An 18,596-nucleotide genomic window follows, 5' to 3' on the forward strand; every position below is an offset into this window, starting at 1 on the left:
TTGTCTTTAGTAACGCGACTTGCAACCTTCAGGCTGCCCTCATCCCCCAACCCCTTCTCCCAGGGCGGGAGCAGGGGAGCAAGAGAGGCTTGAAGTCCCTCTCCCGCTCTGGGAGAGGGCTTAAAGCCTTCGGCATACCAGAAAAGGGTGAGGGGGAGCGGCAAAGTTGCACATTGCGTCTCTAAAATATTGCGTCTCTAAAATATTGCGTCTCTAATAATGATTACCCACTTTGCGGTGGTGAACCGCCGTCAGCGAGTCGGGCTTGGAGACGCGGCCCGTGTCTACGCGGCTGTAGACGATCCAGTGGTCGCTGCACTCCATCCGGCTGACGACTTCGCACTCCAGGTAAGCAAGGGCATCGGCCAAAATGGGCGAGCCGTTGGCGGCGGGATAGGTTTTGATGCCTGCAAAGCGATCGGCACCCGGCGGGAAGCGCTTTAGGAAGTGCTTCATGAGCGGCTGATAGTTGCCTTCTTCCAGCACGTTCAGCACAAAGCGATCGCCCACATGCATGAAGGACTCAATTGCCCGATCCTTGGCAACCGCAATGGAAATACCCAGCGGTTCCAGGCTGGCCTGGGCCACCCAGGACGCTAGCATGGCGCTGGCGGCATCGTTCTTTTGGGCAGTGATAATGTAGAGTCCGCCGCTGAGGCGACCCAAGGCTTTGTCCAAGTCGTTGTCCAGCGACTTCATTTGCTTGATCGAGCGATCGCGCGTTAGCCATTGCCCCAGGTCGGTTCCGGCTTCGTGGCAGAGTTGCAGCGTCGCGTCGGTCGGCGTTTCCTTGATCAAAATTGGCGCGAAGGCTTCCGTCAGCCCAATTTCCTGAAAGCGATTTCGCAGCGGGTAGACCGATTCGTCATCGCTGCCGCCGCTTTCAAACAGACCAACGGCTTGCTTGGCGTGGGCTGCGGCCAGGATCGTGCTGAGGGCGGCTTTGGTAGAAACTGCGTCGGGGCCAGACTGTGGCGGCATCCCAATCACCAGCCCTGCGGCAATGCTCACCAGCACGCTGATTTCGTGGGGTTCTGCCACCTTCAAGTCCACTAGTTCCACGGCCACGTCGGTCTTGCTAATGCCGTGAGCGATCGCCTGGGCCAGTCGTTCGCTGTGGGCATAGTCAGCGGTGTAAAACACGGCGACCGTGGTGGACGCTTTGGCCTGGGCCTGGCTCCAGTCGCGGTAGAGGCCCATCATTTCGGGAACGTGGTGGCGCAGCAGCGGCCCGTGCCCCGTGGCGATGGTTTGAATATCCGGCAGTTCGCCAATCCGCTTCAGCGCTGCCAGCACCGAGCGGGCGTTGGGCCCCATCAGACAGTCGTAATACAGCTTATAGTCGGCCGCCAGCGGCGCAAGGTCTTCATCGTAGGTGCGCTCATCGCAGAAGTGCATCCCGAAGGCATCGCAGGTGTAGAGGATCTGCGTCTTGTGGTCGTAGGTAAAGATGGTGTCGGGCCAGTGCAGGTTGGGCGCAGAGACAAATTCCAGTTCGTGACCCTGACCCAAATCGAGGCGATCGCCGCTTTTCACTAGCTTGCGCTCGAAGGGCTGATGCACCAGGTCTTCGAGGAACTGGATCGCCACCTTTGCGCCGACGACGGTGATTTTCGGGTTCAGTTGCAGCACGTCTTTCACCAGACCGCTGTGGTCGGGTTCTGTGTGGCTGATGATGAGATAGTCGATCTCGGCGGGATCAATCAGCCCGGTGAGGCAGTCTAGATAAAGCTGGCGGAACTTTTCGTGGGAGGTGTCGATCAGCGCCACCTTGTCGCCGCGGATCAGGAAGGAGTTGTAGGTGGTGCCGTTTTCTAGGGCAAACTCGATGTCGAAGCGATCGCGATCCCAGTCGAGCGAGCGAATCGCGGTCGTGTCTGCTGCGAGGGGCGCAGTTTGGAGGGTGAGTCGCTTTTGGGCGCGGTCTACCAGAGCCACCATATACCTAGAACCTCCTGGTGATAAACAAAAGTTCTGCCAGAAATAGCCAGATGCAAAAGCCGATTGATAAAAATCGATTGCGAAAACTCATTAAGCAACCTGTCTCCATTATCACCCTGTTCCTGAGAGTTTTGTAAACTTTCAATAAGTAAACTTGCTTATTAGCAGAACTTATACTCGCCGGACTGTTCAATAGGTTTTATAAATTTTCTGGCAGATTCCTGGCAGATTTCTGACTGGATTTCGGGCTGAGTTACTTACTGAGCCATCGTCCCCTACTGAAGTTTTCTGACCCAAATTTTCTGCTCCCACTCCCCAAAATTGACATAGAATGGCGGCGATTCTCCTCATCCTCTAACGCGCTTTTTAGCCATTCGCCATGTCCTTACGTCTTTTTCTACAATCCGGCGTTTCAGCCTGCGGCCCAATCGGCTCGATTCGCTCTCTGGCGTTTTGGCTAGGGGTGGCGATCGCCAGCCTGTTTGCAACGGTGTCCCCCTCCCTGGCGCAATCCGCCAGCTCGCCCGCAGCCGGATCACCCACGCAGGGGCAGCCGATTTGGCTCAGTCAGTCCGCCTTCGACGACACGCTCCAACTCAACGACAGCAGCGATGCCGTTGCCCAACTGCAAACCCGACTGACGCAATTGGGCTACTACAGCGGGCCAATTTCGGGAACCTTTGGGCCGCTGACGCAGGAAGCCGTCATCAAATTTCAGGAGGCGCAAGGTCTGGCGGCTGATGGCATTGTGGGGCCGGCGACGGCATCGGCGTTGGCTCGTGCGGGGAGTCCTGCGTTGGGGGCGGCTTCGTCGTCCGATTCTCTTCTGCAAGTGGGAGATGCAGGGCCAGCGGTGACGGCCCTGCAACAGCGGCTAGCTATAGCAGGTTATTACCAAGGCCCGGTAGACGGCACCTTTGGCCCACAGACGGAAGCGGCGGTGCTGGCTTTTCAGCAGGCCCGGGGGTTAACGGTAGACGGCATCGCGGGGCCGGCGACCTTGGCGGCGCTGGCAAATGCCCCCCAAGCGATCGCCCAAACCAGCCCCCCCACCACACCTTCAGCCAATCCTCAAGGTTCTGCCCAGCCTGTTTCCCCGCAGCCGATTACCGCTGCGCCGCCGCCCGTCCAGTCCGCCCCTGTCGAACAGCCCGGCCTAGTGACGACCCCACCGCCCGGAGTCGTTGACCCAGCCAGCCCAGTTGTCTCTGTGCCGCCAATTGCCCCTACCGCACCCCCCATTGCCACAGCCCCGCCAGTCTCACCAAATCCCGTACTGCCGCCGCCCAGCGCAGGCGTATTGGAGTTGCAAAAGCAGCTATCGGAGCGGGGGCTGTATCAGGGGCCGCTGGATGGCGTGATGGATCTGGCTACTCAGCAGGCGATCGAGCAGGCGCAGCGAAACTATGGCCTGAGCCTGGGAGATTGGGCCCCTTAGGCGCGGTTGTGTTGATGTTGGATTTTGGATTTTTGGATTTTGGATTTGCGGTTTTGGATTGCTAGTCCGTCGCTTGTAGGGCTTCTAGCAATTTCAGTGGTCGCTATGCCTAAGAGAAGGGAACATCGCAATGCAAAACAGCGTGCAGCACTTGTCTACACGCTGTCTGATATTCACTAAAACTAGGTCTCTATTCCCTGGAGCTATTTGCGGCTTAGGGCTAGTCGATGAAGCCCATCAGCACGTCGCCCGTTTCGTTGGCAACATCGTTGGAGGCGATGGGGCGACCGCCGGGCAGCAGCGAAGCTTCGAGCAGGCGAGGATCGCTGGCAACGATGGGGCGACCGCCGGGCAAGGTCAGGTCGTCGCGTACCAACAGATCAGTCGCAAACACCGGCCGCTGTCCCGGCAGCACGTCGTCCAGCACTTGCAGATTGCTGGCTTCAATAGGGCGGTTGTTCAAAATCGTGCCATAGACCTCTAGCTTGCCTGCGGCAATCGGGCGCAGACCAGCCACCGAGAAATTTTCGTAGACTTCCATCTGGGCAGGGCCCACGGGGCGATCGCCCACATATCCCGACAGTTCACCAGCCTTCTTTCGCGGCTGCACCGAAAGCGCCGTTACATCGCTCGTATTCTCAGCAGGGGTTGTCTCTTCGGGTTTCACAGTATTTGCCACGTCACTCACAGATTCCTCCTTTGGGGCACTTGCCACACCGCGCCCATTGCTTTGACCGACCTCAGCACCTTCCATTTGATAGGCACTCCTTATAAAACGACGATGATTAAATACTTCTCAGAATCTTTCAGATATCGCTAAACGCCTTAAAAGCCCTTTGCTAGAGTCCGCCCACCAACACGATGGTTCCCTAAAACGTCAGTTCCCTAGAAGCGAACCTGCTTCCAGTAAGTCTATAAAAACCGAACCCCCCATGCCGTTTCTCGAAGTGCAAACTCTTGAGCAAAGACTTCCGGGCCAGGTGTCAAAACTGAATGCGTTGACACGACTTGCTCAGGGCACATCGCTAAGAGCAGGGTCAGCAGGCGAAACTAGACCAGTAGCGCTTGCTACGCTTAGCGTCGGTTAGCCATATTATACGGGCTTGCGGCCCTAGCTTAACTTCAGTGTCTCCTATCAAAATCATAGTAATAATTTAATAACTTTTTGAAATACCTTAACAAAGAAAAACTTATCATTTGGCAGAATGCCTGAACTCAAGTAGGAGTTACGCAGTTGGACGATTTTTCGTGGGCTGCGCCCGCGAGAAATCGTCCAAAGCCCAGAAAACTCAATCGCAAGTGCGTAGATCCTATCCAATCTAAACGCCAAGTCTAAACGCCAAGTGGCACGGAAATCCACACCTGTCGCTGTCGGATGCCCCGCGCAATTCTGTGCGTATTTTGCGTATAACAGAGAAGGCAACTCCTCTCCAGGTTATGGCTCCATGAAACCGCGCACAGCATCTCCTCTAGGCTCGCCGTTTGATTCGCCCCAGGTCATGGTTGACGCGAGCGCGACGGATGAGAGATTTGGCGAGGGCAGCAGGATGGAGTTTTACAGTCAGGACGAAGTGCAGCATATCCTTCAAGTGGCGATCGCCCGTCAGGCTCGGTCTTCTGACACGGTAGAGCATCTGACCCGCGCCCAACTGCTGGAAATTGCAGAGGAACTGGGGATTTCTCCCGGCGAACTCCACGAAGCCGAAATTGAGTGGCGGGCCCAAAGCGGCGAGATGCAGGAGCGGCAGGCGTTTGACCAAGCGCGGAAGGGGCGGTTTCAGCGGCGAGTCACGCGCTATTTGATTGTCAACGGATTTTTGGCAGGCTGTGCGCTGCTGGCGAGTGGCGGCGCGAGTATTATGGGCGTACCCTACATTGCGCTGTTTTGGGGCATGTTTTTGGCGCTGGACGGCTGGAATACCTATGGACTGACGGGCGATCGCTATGAAGATGCCTTTCGCCGGTGGCAGCGCCGCCATCGCCTCAAGCGCTCTGTACATTCATTGCTGACCCGCTGGCTCAAGCCTTAGCATGTTTTCCAAAAAACCAAGGCTTTACGCTAACCCTTAAACGGTTGCATGAGTTGGTTGCATGAGCTGGATTAACTGTTGCCTTATCAAGATTTGTGGGAATTTTAGCGGTAGGTTTCCCAAATTTTGAGCGCCGGTCATGGGCAAGCTGCTGTTGCGGGTCGTCCGCTCAAAATTTTGATGGCAGGGTCGCCGAAGCGCTACCGACTGGCTAGAATGACAGTTATCGCCACATCTGGTGAATTTCGCAGACTACAGCGCCCGTCCTTTATTCATCATACGTTCAGGTCGTCGCTGCACGGCTGTTCCTCTTGCAGGATTCGGCAGTGTTCTCTGGTACAGCCTCCGCCCTGTGTCGTCCTGGGTATTCTGCAAAGTCTTGCGGATCTGGATCGGGGTTCGTTACTGTGCTGGGCAGATGCTTTAGCTTTTTGGGTCAGCAAGTTGCGGTTGACTGTAGCGTCCTGAAGCCAGGCCCTCTTGCAGGTGACCTCAGCAGCCAGCGGTTTGAAAACCGGAAGTTTTGAAAACCGGACGCATGGTCAGGGCGATCGCCCCTCTTCTCATTAACTCCCTTACTCCTTGCCAGGTCGAATTCATCGGAGCCTTGAGTCGGATGCCGTCAGACCCGAATATTGGTCGCATACTCCAAAATCGCTATCAGCTTGTCGGCCTGCTGGGGCAGGGGGCGATGGGCAAGGTCTACGAGGCGAGGAATAACCTGCTGGGTGGGGTGCCTGTGGCGGTCAAGTTTTTGTCGCAAACCCTGCTGAATCAAAAGATGCGCGATCGCTTCATGCGCGAAGCCACAACCTGCGCCCTGCTGGGACAGCGGAGTATGCACATCGTCAACGTGACGGACTACGGCGTGGACGAAGACGAAATTCCCTACTACGTGATGGAATACCTCAAGGGGGATAGCCTGAGCGAAATCATCATGCGCCAGCCGCTGCCCCTGCCCCGCTTTTTGAACCTGACGCGCCAAATTTGCCTGGGCTTGCAGTGTGCCCATGAGGGGATTCCCGTCGATGGCGAGATTTGCCCCATTGTGCATCGCGACATTAAGCCCAGCAATATCCTGATTACTCGTGACCCAAGTATGGGCGAGGTGGCGAAGATCCTGGACTTTGGAATTGCCAAAACGCTCCAAGCCGACAGCAACCAGACCAACTGTTTCATGGGCACGCTGGCTTACTCTTCACCAGAGCAGATGGAGGGGCACGAGCTAGATGCTCGCTCTGACATCTACAGCCTGGGCGTGATGATGTTTCAAATGCTGACGGGCAAGATGCCGCTGAATGCCGATACCCACAGTTTTGGTGGCTGGTATCGTGCCCACCATCAGCAGCCGCCGCGTTCGCTGGCCGAGGCCAATTCCAGCCTGCGGGTGCCCAAGGCGCTGGAAACGCTGATCATGAGCTGCCTGGCCAAGTCGCCGGGCGATCGCCCCCAAAGCGCCAACGAGGTGATTAAGCAGCTCAAGCCATTTGAGGAGCGCTATATTCCGGGACTCAACGTGGCAATGTCCATCGGAGACACGCTCAACAAAGTGCCCGTTACTAAGACCAAACCGCCGCTGTCTCCCGATACGATTAGCCGAGCCTATTCTTGGCCCGCCGACAAGCCCATCGGCGACATCTCGTTTCCCAATCCCATTCGGACTGACCAGGGAATGCTGCCTAGCATCTGGGTGATGCTCTCAGAACAGGAAATCTTTTCTCGCCAAGCCTGCACCCGCTATAACCAGTTTCTCTTTGCTCCTGCGCCGCATCCGTCGCTCCTTTGGCTGACGGTGCTATACACGCGCAAAGCGGGCGCACGCTGGCTATCTTGCTATCTGGACTTGAAAACGCCCCAGGGACAGCAAATGACGCGGCTTCTGAGCGAGTCGGGGCAATATCGGCTGCTGTTTTTTGCCAAAGAGGAGCCGCAGCGCTGTGCCAACGTAATGACCTCGACCATTGCCCTGGCCCAGTGTGAACGGCTCAAGCAATGGCTGACGATGGGCCAGATGACCCCCGGACTTAACCAGTTCAATACCACGAAAACCCAGCTCAAGCTGGCGCTGGAAGATCTGAAGCCCAAGATTTTGATGAAGCTCGAATCGCTTTATGACGACGGCGTTGACCTGTCGGGCTGAGGGAGTCGCAGAAACCTTAGAGCAAAAAGCGCACGGTGACAAACAGAGCGCTGGTAATCAGTTGTGCCACCATCACCGGAAAGCCGTAGTGAAAAAACCGCTTGAAGGAGATGCGGCGGCCGTGCTGCTCGGAAATGCCAGCGGCGACGATATTGGCCGACGCGCCGGCCAGCGTGCCGTTGCCGCCCAGCGTTGCGCCAAACATCATGGCGTAAAACAGCGGCAGCACCTCTGGTGGAAACTGACCCGCATAGTTTGGTTCCAGCACTTCTTGGCCTGCCATGCCCACATTCACCAGATATTGCTTCAGCAGGGGCACCATTGCCACCACTAGCGGAATGTTGGGTACGACGCTGGACAATAGCCCCACTAAAAACAGCAGCAGGATGGAACCCAGGAAAATGTTTTGTCCCAAAATTGCTGCCAGGATGCCAGAGATGCCGCCGATCACGCCAGTCTTTTGCAAGCCGCCAATCAGCACAAAAATCGACATAAAGAAAATCAGCGTACTCCAGTCCACATCGCGCAGGATGTTGTTGAGCGTATCAATCTTGCTGTGGTGGGCCAGCAGGAGGGCCAGCGCTGCGCCCATCAGCGCCACGCCCGCCGGGGAGACAGGGACGGGCAGCGACTCGCCAATGACGAAAAATATCAGCACCAGCGCAACGATAATCGCGCCGACGGATAGGACGCGGGGATGATTGATTTCTGGGTGAGGCAACTGGTCGAGGTTGGTTAGCTCAGTCCGCCAGATTTTGCGAAATAGAACAGGGGTCATGAGCAGGATGGTGAGTAGGGCGATCGCCCCTCCCAGGCTCAATCGGCTGAGATACTCGACAAAGCTGATGTTGATGGCATCGCCCACGATAAACGTTGCCGGATCGCCCACCAGCGTCAGCAATCCTGCACTATTGGACACCAGCACCATCAAGATCAGCAGCGGCACAAAGTCTACGCCCACGTCGGCCGCCAAAGGGGGCAACAGCGGAGCTAGCAGCATGACCGTCGTGGCATTAGGCAAAAAGGCGCAGACCAGGGAGGTGATGCCTGCGATCGCCAGCAGCAGTCGGCTGCCCTTGCCCTTGGCCAGAATGACCATTTGGGTCGCCAGATAGTCGAAAATCTTGGTTGGCTCAAACGAGCGCACCAGCACCATCACGCCAAAAAATAGGGCGATCGTGGAATAGCCTGCCCCAATGTAGCCAATCGCTTCGTTGAGCGTCATGACGTTGGTAAACACCAGCAGCAGCGCCCCCAGAAAAGCGGCGATGGTGAAGTGTATCCACTCCGTCATGACCAAAAAAATAACCGTGCAAAACAAGCCCAAAGCAAGAATTGCGGGTGTGTTTTCCAAGGCTGTTCTCCCTGTATGGATGAGTGGTAGGCAATGAACCAGAGCGGAGATCAGGGAACGACTGCATGAAAGCTCAGCCTTTAAGTGTCTCCTCAGGTGACGGTTTGGCGCAAGGGGAATGGAGGATGGAGGACGTGTTTTTTGGGACGCGGAAAAGCAGGGAATTTTCGGACACTTGGCTTAGTGTAATTCGGGCTTGGGCAAAATCTGGCGATCGCCCCTCACTTGGCAGGGCGACCCCCAGCATACGGTCTGCGCGGGCATGGAGTGAAACACAGCGCTGCGGGCCCCAATCACGGTATTTGCCCCAATTTTGACCCCCGGCGCGATAAAGCAGTCAGCGGCGATCCAGGCTCCGTTGCCAATGGCGATCGCCCCAGTGATCAGCCCAAAGGCGGGATCGGTCACGTCATGGCTGCCGGTACACAGGTAGGTCTTTTGAGAAATGACGCAGTGCGTCCCCACGCGGATCGGGGCAAGGCTGTAGAACACCACGTCATCGCCCACCCAGCTATGGTCGCCAATCTCGACTTTCCAGGGATAGGTGAATCGAGCCGTGGGGCGAATCACCACACCCCGCCCAATCTTGGCCCCAAACAATCGCAGCAGGGCCCGGCGCGGCGCATGGTGGCTATGCAGCGTCAGCGGAAAGGCGATCGCCTGCACCAGCCACCACAGCATCACCACCCAGCCGGGTCGCCCCCGCACAAAACCCCGTGGGTCATATTGCCGCAAATCTATCAGGGGCGGCGCATCCAGCCCAGGTTCCGGGATGTTCCCCTCTGCCGCTAGCCTCCGTCCTGCCGCTGGCCCAATTGGGATTGAGTTGCTCAACTCAGCAGAATCGTGCCCTTTTTCTGCCATCGAGTCTTCCTCCCATCCAAACCTTGAGTCGGGCATCCCGAAATCCTGCAATTCAAAAGCGTGCGATCGGCAGCGGTGAAACTGATAGGAACCCCTGAGACACGCTACTAAAAAACACAGCCCAATTCCCAGCGGCCTGCGTCTCTAAAGTAGCGTTTTCCGCACTTCAGCCGCCCCTAGCTTCTGCCCTAATATGTAATGTAAATCAACGGTTAAGGGTGCAGTTTGAGATGCAGCCGCTTGGCGCTGAGTTTGCGCCCGATTTTTGCACTCAGGAAACCTGCGTTGAAGTTAATATCGCTTGGCAGTTTGGTTCAGTTTTCGGAAGGTGGGGCTGAAAATGGGATTTTTCGATTCTGAAATCGTTCAACAAGAAGCACGTCAGCTATTTGAAGACTACCAATCGCTGATGCAACTGGGGTCGAGCTATGGCAAGTTTGACCGCGAAGGAAAAAAGATTTACATCGACCAGATGGAATCGATGATGGAGCGCTACCGCATCTTCATGAAGCGCTTTGAACTGTCAGAAGATTTCACCGCACAAATGACCGTTGAACAACTCAAAACCCACCTCGGTCAATTTGGCATCACGCCCCAGCAAATGTTTGACCAGATGCACGCGACGCTAGAGCGCATGAAGGCAGAGCTAGAGAAGAGTTAACGAGAGTTAAAGGGTAGAGGTTGTGTGCTTTAACCCTAACTCCCACCGCTCTCGCGAGATGCCAGTTCCTGCCAGTCCACCTTGCCCGCGTGGATGCTGGCTTGTTCGGTAGGAATATCTTCGGGCAGCAGCGTGGTCAGCACTTCGTCGGTGAGGTTGGAGAGAACTGCGAGGCGGTTTGCCTGCTTTTCGATGGTTTTTTCAAACAGGTTGCGGACGGTGCGCCCGTTGCCAAACGTGCGATCGCGCTTCACATACAGCGCCTCGAACCGCTTCAGGAGCGTATCGCGGGCTTCGGGCGTGAGCGTGAAGTGGTTCTTCTTGCCCATGCTTTCAAAAATCGCCAGCAGTTCTTCCGGCTTGAAGTGGTCGAAATAGAAGTAGCGGTTAAAGCGCGACTTCAGCCCCGGATTTGATTCGATAAACACCGACATCTCATCGGTGTAGCCCGCAACGATCACCACGAGGCGATCGCGATAGTCTTCCATTCGCTTCAGCAGCGTGTCGATCGCCTCCTGCCCAAAGTCCTTGCCCGTTTCTGGCGGCACCAGCGCATAGGCCTCGTCGATAAACAGCACCCCATCCAGCGCTGAGGTCACCACTTCATCCACCTTTTTCGCCGTTTGCCCCACATAGCCCGCCACCAGCCCCGCGCGATCGGTTTCGATCAGGTGTCCCTTTTTCAGAAAGCCTAGCCCCTGAAAAATCCGGCTCATAATGCGGGCAACAGTTGTTTTCCCGGTTCCCGGCGGCCCGCAAAACACAGAGTGCAGCGACACCTGGGTTTGCGCCAGCCCGCGCTCCTGCCGGATTTTCTGCACCTTTAGGAAATTGGTCAGGGTTTTCACCTCTTCTTTGATATTGTCCATGCCGACGAGGTCATCCAGTTCCGCCAGCGCTTTTTGCAAGATCTGGTCTAGTTCCTCTGGTGTTTTTTCTGGCACTGCCGCTTCGTCTGGGGGACTGGGGTCGGCAGGAGACGGGGCAGCGCCGCCCGTGGTTTGGGGCAGGGGCTTGGGAAGGGCGTTGGCAAGTCCCTGTTCGTAGCTCTCTAGAGGGGCGATACTGTGTAGCCCTTGCCAAATTTTCGACAGCGCTTCCATTTCCTGCATGGAAATCACGTCATCTGCCTTGGCAACCACCTGCGCGAATTTATAGATGACGTTTACAGCTTCGCCAAGAAAATCCGTTCCCCGTTCTTCGTCCAGTTTTTTCACTAACGAAGGCAGGCTGAGTTGGTCGGGCTGGGCTGAGGCTTTCACGCGCTCCAGAATGGTTTGCAGCGTGATTTTTTGATATTTGAGGCGATCGTCACTGGAAAACTCCCATTTGCTGTTGGCGACGCTGAGGGTGTCTTTGTCATCGCGGATCAGCGCGTCCATCATCAGGTAGGCCAGCAGTTCCGCCGACCCAATTTCCTTGTTGCTACGCCCGCAGATTTGCACCACTTTGGCAAAATCCGTCAGCGCAACTTCTGCGAGGCGCGGGTCATATTTAAGCAACGGCGCAAGGGATTTGTGCAGGTCGGTCACGTCTTGTCGCACTTGCCGAAAGCCAACAATTTGCCGAAAATCCACAGAATCCTCCTAGGCCGCTAGAGAAATCGTCTTAGAACACCGGTGGCACAACGTCGAGAGAACGGTGGCACAACGTCGGGAAAAGCTGTAGATATCTTAATCGTTTGCTGCGAATAGCGGCGGCCGCAAACCTGCTAGGATGGGCAAAAAATCGGCTGTAAACGCATTTGGCGATGAAAGAAAAGTTTCTGGAGTGGTTAAACCTGGCGCTGATGGCAAATCTATTCTTTGTGCTGTTTGCCTTTGCCTGGTTTGCGATCGCCCTCCTCGGCAAATCCCTAAATCTCCCCCTTGGCTTTGACCTATGGTATTCCCTCTGGGAACCCGTCTTCACCCCCGCGATCGGCATCCTCATGGCGGGCGCAATCCTCAGCGGCGTAGCCAGTTGGGTATCCAAAAAACTCAGCCCCGAAAAGTAGCAAAAACCCACGCTAATTAAGTCAAGCTTTCCATAGCAAGTTTTTCACATAGCCTAATTCAGACCACAAATACGACTGAGCCTAGACAATGCCTTTGCGATTAGTCTTTATAAAGAAACGCCCTGAAAGGCTTTCATGCGAGACTCGCAAACCTTATCTAGCTCAGTCGTATCCTGTCCAAGTCATGCAGTTTCAAGCAATGCAGTGCATGAGCCAGCCTAAGAGGATGTCTGAAAAATCGCGGCTGATAGCTGAAACTCTGCCTCTTCCGTTGAGCCGTCAGCACTCAAACCTTAATAGCTCCGTTGTAAGTCACCCTTTTCAGACTTTCAGACATCCTTTAACAGGTTTCTGGCTCATTTTCGGCGCTATCGTCTTCACCAGCCTCCTCTTGGCTCCGCTTACGCATTATTTGTACCCCCAACCCAATTAGCCCCGGCAATAGCGCAGGGGTTGGGATGACATTGCCTGGAGGGGGAATTGGAGTTTCAATTTGTGGTGGCGGCGGTGGCATCACTATTGGTGTGGGGGTGGGTGTCGGCGTTGGGGACGACGGAGATAGTGGCGGTGGCGGTGGCGGCGGTGGTGGCGGTGTCACGCTTGGCGAGGGTGTGGATGCTGGTGGACGACGAGCGACCGAGCCACCCGAACCAGAAACCCAGCCAAGGATCATGATTATCAACCAAGCCACGAGTGAGATAATTTCAGCAGTTCCCATGATTTGCAATTGATTGAGTTTGGTTTTTAGCAGAAAGCGGCAAAAATGAGTACAGCATTCACGATCAAGAGTGAGAGAGCGACCCAATAGGTCGGAAGGAATCTTTGACTCCTACATTCAGCGATTAGCGGGCGTGTGGGCGCGTGGAGATACGCACTCAAATTTGGGATAGCAGACCCTCCCTCCAATGCGAAAAAACCTGCCTGAAAAGCTGCTCAAATTGCTTTTGAAACAGCTTTCCTTTTCAGGAATGTGAGTTTAGCTGCGATTCTAAAATGGAGCGTTTGAGCGTCTCAGAGCTAGAAACCGAGATAACTCCCTCAACCGGAAAATCGGCTTCAAACTCTTGATTGAAAGTTCTCGAAAACTGTGTCCCAAGCCTGGTACTCGGCGAAGTTTGGTTCAGAGGTAGTGCCTGGTGGAAGGCTAGAAGCAACTGGAACAAGCTCCACTTTCAAGTGTGTAGCCTTACCTGTTGCCGTTGAGCCTTTCCATTTCATTTTTACTGGGGAATTCGCTGCAACCCGGTGACTTTACTCGCTTTACTGGGAAATTACTGAAGCTGGGCAGTTTGTTAAAGAAATGTTAAAAACTCTCGATTCCAGAAACTCAGTTTAGGGCTTATAGCTCTTGTCTTCGAGTAGGCTGGCTCTGCTGCTGATGGGAAGCTAAAATCCTGTGGTCTATCGTTTTATCGGCGTAGCCAGGGGATGTCGTGATTCCAGGGAATGCGGCGGACGATGAAGCGACAGAGGACGGCGTGGGTGGTTACGTCGTCATCGACCTGGCGCTCCTGCTCCACCAGCAGCAGCAGCAGCCGCAGCGAAAACTCTAGCTTGCCGTCATCGGGCAGTCCCCGCGCTGCACCCAGGTCTACCAGCGGCGCAGCCACCTGCAAAATGCCTTCTGGGGTACGCTTCAGCATGTCTTCTGCTACGATCCGTTCGCTGAGCGACTTGCCTGGTGCAATGACGCTGAACACCTGTGGACGAGAGAGGTCGAGATTCATGCTGGGCGTAATTCGGATGACCCGGCGCGATCGCCCTTGAAAATTGGTCAGCGAACTGCGATCCCAATCCACATAAATTGGCGCTGGAGATCCATTGCTAATGCTGAGTGCCAGATCGGTAATTGGCTCAAACCCATAGCGCGGCTTCAGCCCCACATTAATGTTGACCTTGCCCTGCAAATCGGCGCGGGTCAGCTCTTCCTTCAAGCCATCTCGGTCAAGTTGCACCGTCGCCCAGTCTTCCATCTCGCCTAGCGCCTGCCGGGCCACGTAAACCAGCGTCAGCGCATACACCACAATAATCAGCAAATCTAAACCCGCCATGAGCAATGCGCCTTATCAAGAGGCCGTATCGAGATCCTGAATCAAACCATTCAAATTTCTGAAGGCTAGTCAAACAAAACCGAATCCTTGCAAACAGTTCAGGCTCTCAAAACAATGTAAAAAGAGGGTAACATTATCAGAGATTCGGCTTGTCGAGTCCTGATGTTTCACTAAGCTTCACCGGGCTGCGCTTGCAGGGCCGCATCCTAGTGTTGCACTTAAGCTAATCAAGTGGCAGGTGACTTCGTGTTTGTTCTCAGTGGCTACGAATACCTTCTAGGATTCCTCATTGTCTGTGGCATCGTTCCGTTTTTAGCGCTAGGGTTGTCTTGGGTGCTGCGTCCCAGCAAGCGAGCTGGCGTGGAGCGGCGCACCACCTATGAGTCCGGCATGGAGCCAATCGGCGGAGCCTGGATTCAGTTCAACATCCGCTACTACATGTTTTCGCTGGTGTTCGTCATTTTTGACGTGGAAACGGTGTTTCTCTACCCTTGGGCGGTCGCCTTTAACCAGCTAGGGCTGCTGGCCTTTGTCGAAGCGCTGATTTTCATTGCGATCCTGGTTGTTGGTCTTGTGTATGCGTGGCGGAAAGGAGCACTGGAATGGTCATGAATCCTGGCACAACGGAACCTAAGAACTTGCTAGAAGGTCTGCAAAACCCCATCGGTCGCCCAGAGGTTACGAAGGATCTTTCGGAAAACGTGATCCTGACCACAGTCGATGATCTGCACAACTGGGCGCGGCTGTCGAGCCTCTGGCCGCTGCTCTACGGAACGGCTTGCTGCTTTATTGAGTTTGCGGCGCTGATTGGCTCCCGGTTTGACTTTGACCGCTTTGGTCTGCTGCCGCGCTCCAGCCCACGCCAGGCCGACCTGATTATTACTGCTGGCACCATCACCATGAAGATGGCTCCAGCGCTGGTGCGGCTTTATGAACAGATGCCCGATCCGAAGTATGTGATTGCGATGGGGGCCTGCACGATTACGGGCGGTATGTTCAGCATGGACTCGCCAACGGCAGTGCGCGGCGTAGACAAGCTAATTCCTGTGGATGTCTACATTCCTGGCTGCCCGCCGCGTCCCGAAGCCATCATCGATGCCATCATCAAGCTGCGGAAGAAAATTTCTAGCGAGGCGCTGGCAGAACGGGGCGAAGTGGCGCAAACCCACCGCTACTACACCATTTCCCACGGCATGAAGGAAGTATCGCCGATTCTGACTGGGAAGTATCTGGAGGCAGACACACGCAAGGCTCCGCCGAAGGAACTGGCCGAAGCGTTTGGAATGCCTATGTCGCCCGCGTTGGAAGCTGAAAAGGAGGCTGTGGATCGTGGCTGAAGAGACAACCCCTACTCCCCAGGAAACCCCTGAAGCTGCGCCGATTGTCGAAGTTGGCAAGGTGTCTAAGTGGCTCGCTGAGAACGGCTTTGAGCATGAAGCCCTAGAGCCGGATCATCTGGGTGTAGAAGTGCTGAAGGTGGATCGGGAGTTTCTAATTCCTTTTGCAACGGCGCTCTACGCCTATGGGTTCAACTGTTTGCAGTGTCAGGCGGCCTACGACGCGGGGCCGGGCGAAGACTTGGTGAGTACCTATCACCTAATCAAGATTGCCGATAACGTCGATCGCCCGGAAGAGGTGCGCGTGAAGGTGTTTGTGCCGCGTGAAGACCCGCGAGTGCCTTCGGTCTATTGGATCTGGAAGGGGGCGGACTGGCAAGAGCGTGAGAGCTACGATATGTATGGCATTGTCTATGAAGGGCATCCTAACCCGAAGCGGATCTTGATGCCGGAAGATTGGGTTGGTTTCCCCTTGCGGAAGGACTACATTTCGCCTGACTTCTTTGAATTGCAGGACGCTTACTAGCGGTATTGAACAAACGGTATTGGGCAAATTTGTCCGAATATACCAAATTTTCCGAATATTCCAAATGTAATGGCTGGTTGTGTCACGCCTAGGGGCTTTTTGCTCTTGGGCGTTTTGCTGTTTGGTATGGTAGCTGCTTAGTGGGGTATTTGGGTTAGTGGGGGATTTGGGGCGATCGCCCCGACAAAAATAGGACTTACGCAGTTGGACAATTTCTCGCGGGCGCAGCCTGCGAAAAATTGTCCAAAACCCAAAGAGCTTATCGCAAGTGCGTAAGTCCTGAAAAAGTTGATTCATCTGGGAAGTGCCGTGCTAAACTTGCGGGCAAAAATCGATATCTAGCAGGCGATCGCCCTTTGTCCGCTATCTGTAGCGCGATCGCCCGTCCCTCCCCCTCATTTCTGCAAGCTTATGACGGCATCGTTTTTTTCTCTGTGGCATAGGTCGGATCTGCGTGCTAGGCGTTTAGCAGAGGGGTTGCCTTGGGTGCGGCTGGTGCTGGGGGCGATCGCCCTGGGTAGCAGTGTCGGCATTGCAGTGCCCGTCAGTGCAGGCCCGACCGAGCCAAGATTTACGAGTTCCATAGCGCAGCCCCAGCGCATGGCACAGCGCACGGTACAGCGCGTCGTAGATGGGCTGCCGCCGCCGCCGGATGCTGGAGCGGGAACATTCTATCCGCAGCCGGGGGCCGCCGTGGGGTCAGACGGGCGGGGGACAAGCACGGCCCAATTTTCGGGCCAGCAGTACGTGGTTATTGTAAATGGCAACAGTCCGCTGCTGCTGTCTCAGGTGCGGCAAGTTGCCCCCGGCGCTGGACTCCAGTCCTATCAGGGGCAACAGGTGATTCAGGCGGGTGTGTTTGGAGAGGAGTGGACGGCATCGCAGCAGGTGCAGGCACTAGCCGCGCAGGGGATTACCGCACAGGTCGTAGCCGTGTCGGGCGGCGTGGCTCCGGTGCAGACGATCTATCCCGACGCAGCCCAAGCCTCGCTCGACCCGCTGCCACCCGCGCCGCCCGTAGAGGTTCCTTTTGGGCAGTATCCAGCGCTGGAGCCACAGCCCGCCCCAGCCTATGACTATGGAACTGCCGACCGGAGTCGGGGCTACTACGTGCTGATTCCTGGATCGTCCGGCAGTCTGTCCCGCGTGAGCGAGCAGGTGCGGCTGCTGAGCGAGGGCTTTCCAGTGGCAGGTCGGGTGCAGGAGCGCGATCGCCCCCACGGCCCCCATGTGCTGGTGGGCCCCTTTTCGGGACGCAGCGCCGCCGAGCGATGGAATCGCTATTTCCGCGACTTTGGGCTAAATGCGCGGGTGCATTACGAGCGATAATCGCTCCTTGTGCTGAAACCGTCGCTTAAGCCATTGGGCCTAAGCCATTACACCTGAGCCATTAGGCCTGAGCCATTAGGTCTGAGCCGTTTTTCGCCTAAGCTGTCAGGTTGAACCGCTGAAGCTGGGCCTCTAGCGCTTGGGGCAGTAGCTTTCGCAGTTCGGTCTTATTGCGAAAGGGCAGGCGGCTGTTGCTGGGCAGGTCGAAGGGAAACTGGCCAGGCACGTCCGAGCGCTCCATCTGCGCCAGCAAGATTTGCTCCGATCGCTTGCTCTGGAGGGCGTAGCCAACTTCAACGCAAACCTTTGGGTCGGGAATCAGTTGCGGCGGCGTGCCGTCTAGATGCAGAATTGGCGTGCCGTCGGCAATGAACAGCAGCGACTTGCGAATCTTCCGCATCAGGCTGCTGCTGAGGCGGGCGGGGCCATCCGTCAGGCGGTGCGACTCCTCCAGGGTAAGGGAAATGCGCGATCGCCCGTTGAATTTTTCAATAAAGGTTTGCAACTCCTCGCGCAGCAGGTTGCTAGATTCATCGAACTGCGTCTGATAGCACAGGAAAATAGTCGGATCAAGCTGCGACAGCGAATCCTGCTTGACGAAATACATTTCGTGGCTGATCAGGTCAATATTGGCGATCGCATAGCCGCCGCTGCCCTCGATGTAAAACTCTACCGTGTCACCATCCAGATAGCGCTGAAACCACTCCGTTTCCCGCACCTCGGCACTGTCGTCGAGAAAATCGGCCCGCAGCGCCGACTTGAGCAAGCTATTCTTGCTGAGGCGGAGGTCATGGGGGCGCTTTTCCACCTCGCGAATTGGCTCGTATTCTCGCAAATACCAGGCTTTTAGAGCAATGATAGCCATAGGTGAGTCTCTCGCAGGCGAGGATGGAATGAGTCTAGATTACAGGCGATCGCCGCCCAGTCAA

Annotated in this window: 18 protein-coding genes; 9 read left to right on the forward strand and 9 right to left on the reverse strand. The window is 55.7% G+C overall.

The features are described from left to right. Positions 1–213: 213 nt before the first annotated feature. The gene (locus HNI00_RS11735) at positions 214–1,941 is read right to left on the reverse strand and encodes a diflavin flavoprotein (RefSeq protein ID WP_316786354.1); all 1,728 of its coding nucleotides are present in this window, start codon (positions 1,939–1,941) and stop codon (positions 214–216) included. A 379-nt stretch (positions 1,942–2,320) separates the two neighbouring features. Between HNI00_RS11735 and HNI00_RS11740 the strand changes: the two genes are divergently transcribed. Continuing rightward, on the forward strand, positions 2,321–3,379 hold the full coding sequence (locus HNI00_RS11740) for a peptidoglycan-binding domain-containing protein (protein ID WP_316786356.1): 1,059 nt from the start codon (positions 2,321–2,323) through the stop codon (positions 3,377–3,379). Positions 3,380–3,599: 220 nt separating this feature from the next. Here the strand turns inward: HNI00_RS11740 and HNI00_RS11745 are convergent, their stop codons facing one another. Then, positions 3,600–4,133, reverse strand: a complete 534-nt coding sequence (locus HNI00_RS11745; RefSeq protein WP_172356057.1) for a hypothetical protein — start codon at positions 4,131–4,133, stop codon at positions 3,600–3,602. Between the two features lie 745 nt (positions 4,134–4,878). Between HNI00_RS11745 and HNI00_RS11750 the strand changes: the two genes are divergently transcribed. Next, a complete protein-coding gene (locus HNI00_RS11750; protein ID WP_316786358.1) occupies positions 4,879–5,409 on the forward strand; it encodes a 2TM domain-containing protein in 531 nt (176 codons plus the stop codon). A 616-nt stretch (positions 5,410–6,025) separates the two neighbouring features. Beyond that, positions 6,026–7,549 carry a serine/threonine-protein kinase gene (locus tag HNI00_RS11755; RefSeq protein ID WP_420156352.1) on the forward strand — a complete coding sequence of 508 codons (1,524 nt, stop codon included), beginning with the start codon at positions 6,026–6,028 and terminating at the stop codon, positions 7,547–7,549. A gap of 16 nt (positions 7,550–7,565) precedes the next feature. On the opposite strand, the gene HNI00_RS11760 is transcribed toward HNI00_RS11755, so the two are convergent. Together HNI00_RS11760 and hpsU are read right to left on the reverse strand one after the other, a co-directional pair. Then, positions 7,566–8,903, reverse strand: a complete 1,338-nt coding sequence (locus HNI00_RS11760; protein ID WP_316786362.1) for an SLC13 family permease — start codon at positions 8,901–8,903, stop codon at positions 7,566–7,568. A 180-nt stretch (positions 8,904–9,083) separates the two neighbouring features. After that, positions 9,084–9,767 (reverse strand): hormogonium polysaccharide biosynthesis acetyltransferase HpsU, encoded by a 684-nt coding sequence (gene hpsU / locus HNI00_RS11765; protein ID WP_316786364.1) that lies wholly within the window; start codon positions 9,765–9,767, stop codon positions 9,084–9,086. A gap of 340 nt (positions 9,768–10,107) precedes the next feature. Here hpsU and HNI00_RS11770 point away from each other — a divergent pair, with 340 nt between their 5' ends. Further along, positions 10,108–10,428, forward strand: coding sequence for a DUF1825 family protein (locus tag HNI00_RS11770; RefSeq protein ID WP_172356051.1), 321 nt, complete (start codon positions 10,108–10,110; stop codon positions 10,426–10,428). Between the two features lie 35 nt (positions 10,429–10,463). On the opposite strand, the gene HNI00_RS11775 is transcribed toward HNI00_RS11770, so the two are convergent. Further along, entirely contained in the window at positions 10,464–12,005 is a 1,542-nt protein-coding gene (locus HNI00_RS11775) for an AAA family ATPase (RefSeq protein ID WP_316786368.1), read from the reverse strand. 173 nt (positions 12,006–12,178) lie between these two features. Between HNI00_RS11775 and HNI00_RS11780 the strand changes: the two genes are divergently transcribed. Continuing rightward, a complete protein-coding gene (locus HNI00_RS11780; RefSeq protein ID WP_297080765.1) occupies positions 12,179–12,424 on the forward strand; it encodes a hypothetical protein in 246 nt (81 codons plus the stop codon). A 340-nt stretch (positions 12,425–12,764) separates the two neighbouring features. On the opposite strand, the gene HNI00_RS22140 is transcribed toward HNI00_RS11780, so the two are convergent. The 3 genes from HNI00_RS22140 to HNI00_RS11790 form a co-directional block, all read right to left on the reverse strand. Beyond that, positions 12,765–12,938, reverse strand: a complete 174-nt coding sequence (locus HNI00_RS22140) for a PTPA-CTERM sorting domain-containing protein (protein WP_420156204.1) — start codon at positions 12,936–12,938, stop codon at positions 12,765–12,767. Further along, positions 12,913–13,110, reverse strand: coding sequence for a hypothetical protein (locus tag HNI00_RS22145; protein ID WP_420156205.1), 198 nt, complete (start codon positions 13,108–13,110; stop codon positions 12,913–12,915). Before HNI00_RS22145 ends, HNI00_RS22140 begins: the two co-directional genes overlap by 26 nt. A gap of 723 nt (positions 13,111–13,833) precedes the next feature. Further along, entirely contained in the window at positions 13,834–14,475 is a 642-nt protein-coding gene (locus tag HNI00_RS11790; protein ID WP_316786372.1) for a hypothetical protein, read from the reverse strand. Between the two features lie 246 nt (positions 14,476–14,721). On the opposite strand from HNI00_RS11790, the gene ndhC reads away from it, so the two are divergent. From ndhC to HNI00_RS11810, 4 genes are all read left to right on the forward strand, one after another. Continuing rightward, positions 14,722–15,087 (forward strand): photosynthetic/respiratory NAD(P)H-quinone oxidoreductase subunit C, encoded by a 366-nt coding sequence (gene ndhC, locus HNI00_RS11795; protein WP_172358922.1) that lies wholly within the window; start codon positions 14,722–14,724, stop codon positions 15,085–15,087. Further along, positions 15,084–15,812, forward strand: a complete 729-nt coding sequence (locus HNI00_RS11800) for an NADH dehydrogenase subunit K (protein WP_228721760.1) — start codon at positions 15,084–15,086, stop codon at positions 15,810–15,812. The genes ndhC and HNI00_RS11800 overlap by 4 nt, the downstream gene beginning before the upstream one ends. Then, a complete protein-coding gene (locus HNI00_RS11805; RefSeq protein ID WP_297083336.1) occupies positions 15,805–16,338 on the forward strand; it encodes an NAD(P)H-quinone oxidoreductase subunit J in 534 nt (177 codons plus the stop codon). The genes HNI00_RS11800 and HNI00_RS11805 overlap by 8 nt, the downstream gene beginning before the upstream one ends. A 411-nt stretch (positions 16,339–16,749) precedes the next feature. After that, entirely contained in the window at positions 16,750–17,667 is a 918-nt protein-coding gene (locus HNI00_RS11810) for an SPOR domain-containing protein (protein WP_316786376.1), read from the forward strand. A 97-nt stretch (positions 17,668–17,764) separates the two neighbouring features. Here HNI00_RS11810 and HNI00_RS11815 read toward each other — a convergent pair whose 3' ends face one another. Further along, positions 17,765–18,532, reverse strand: a complete 768-nt coding sequence (locus HNI00_RS11815) for a hypothetical protein (protein ID WP_316786378.1) — start codon at positions 18,530–18,532, stop codon at positions 17,765–17,767. Positions 18,533–18,596: the final 64 nt, after the last annotated feature.

The organism is Thermoleptolyngbya oregonensis NK1-22, assembly GCF_032705245.1.
GTDB classification, from domain to species: Bacteria; Cyanobacteriota; Cyanobacteriia; order Elainellales; family Elainellaceae; genus Thermoleptolyngbya; species Thermoleptolyngbya sichuanensis.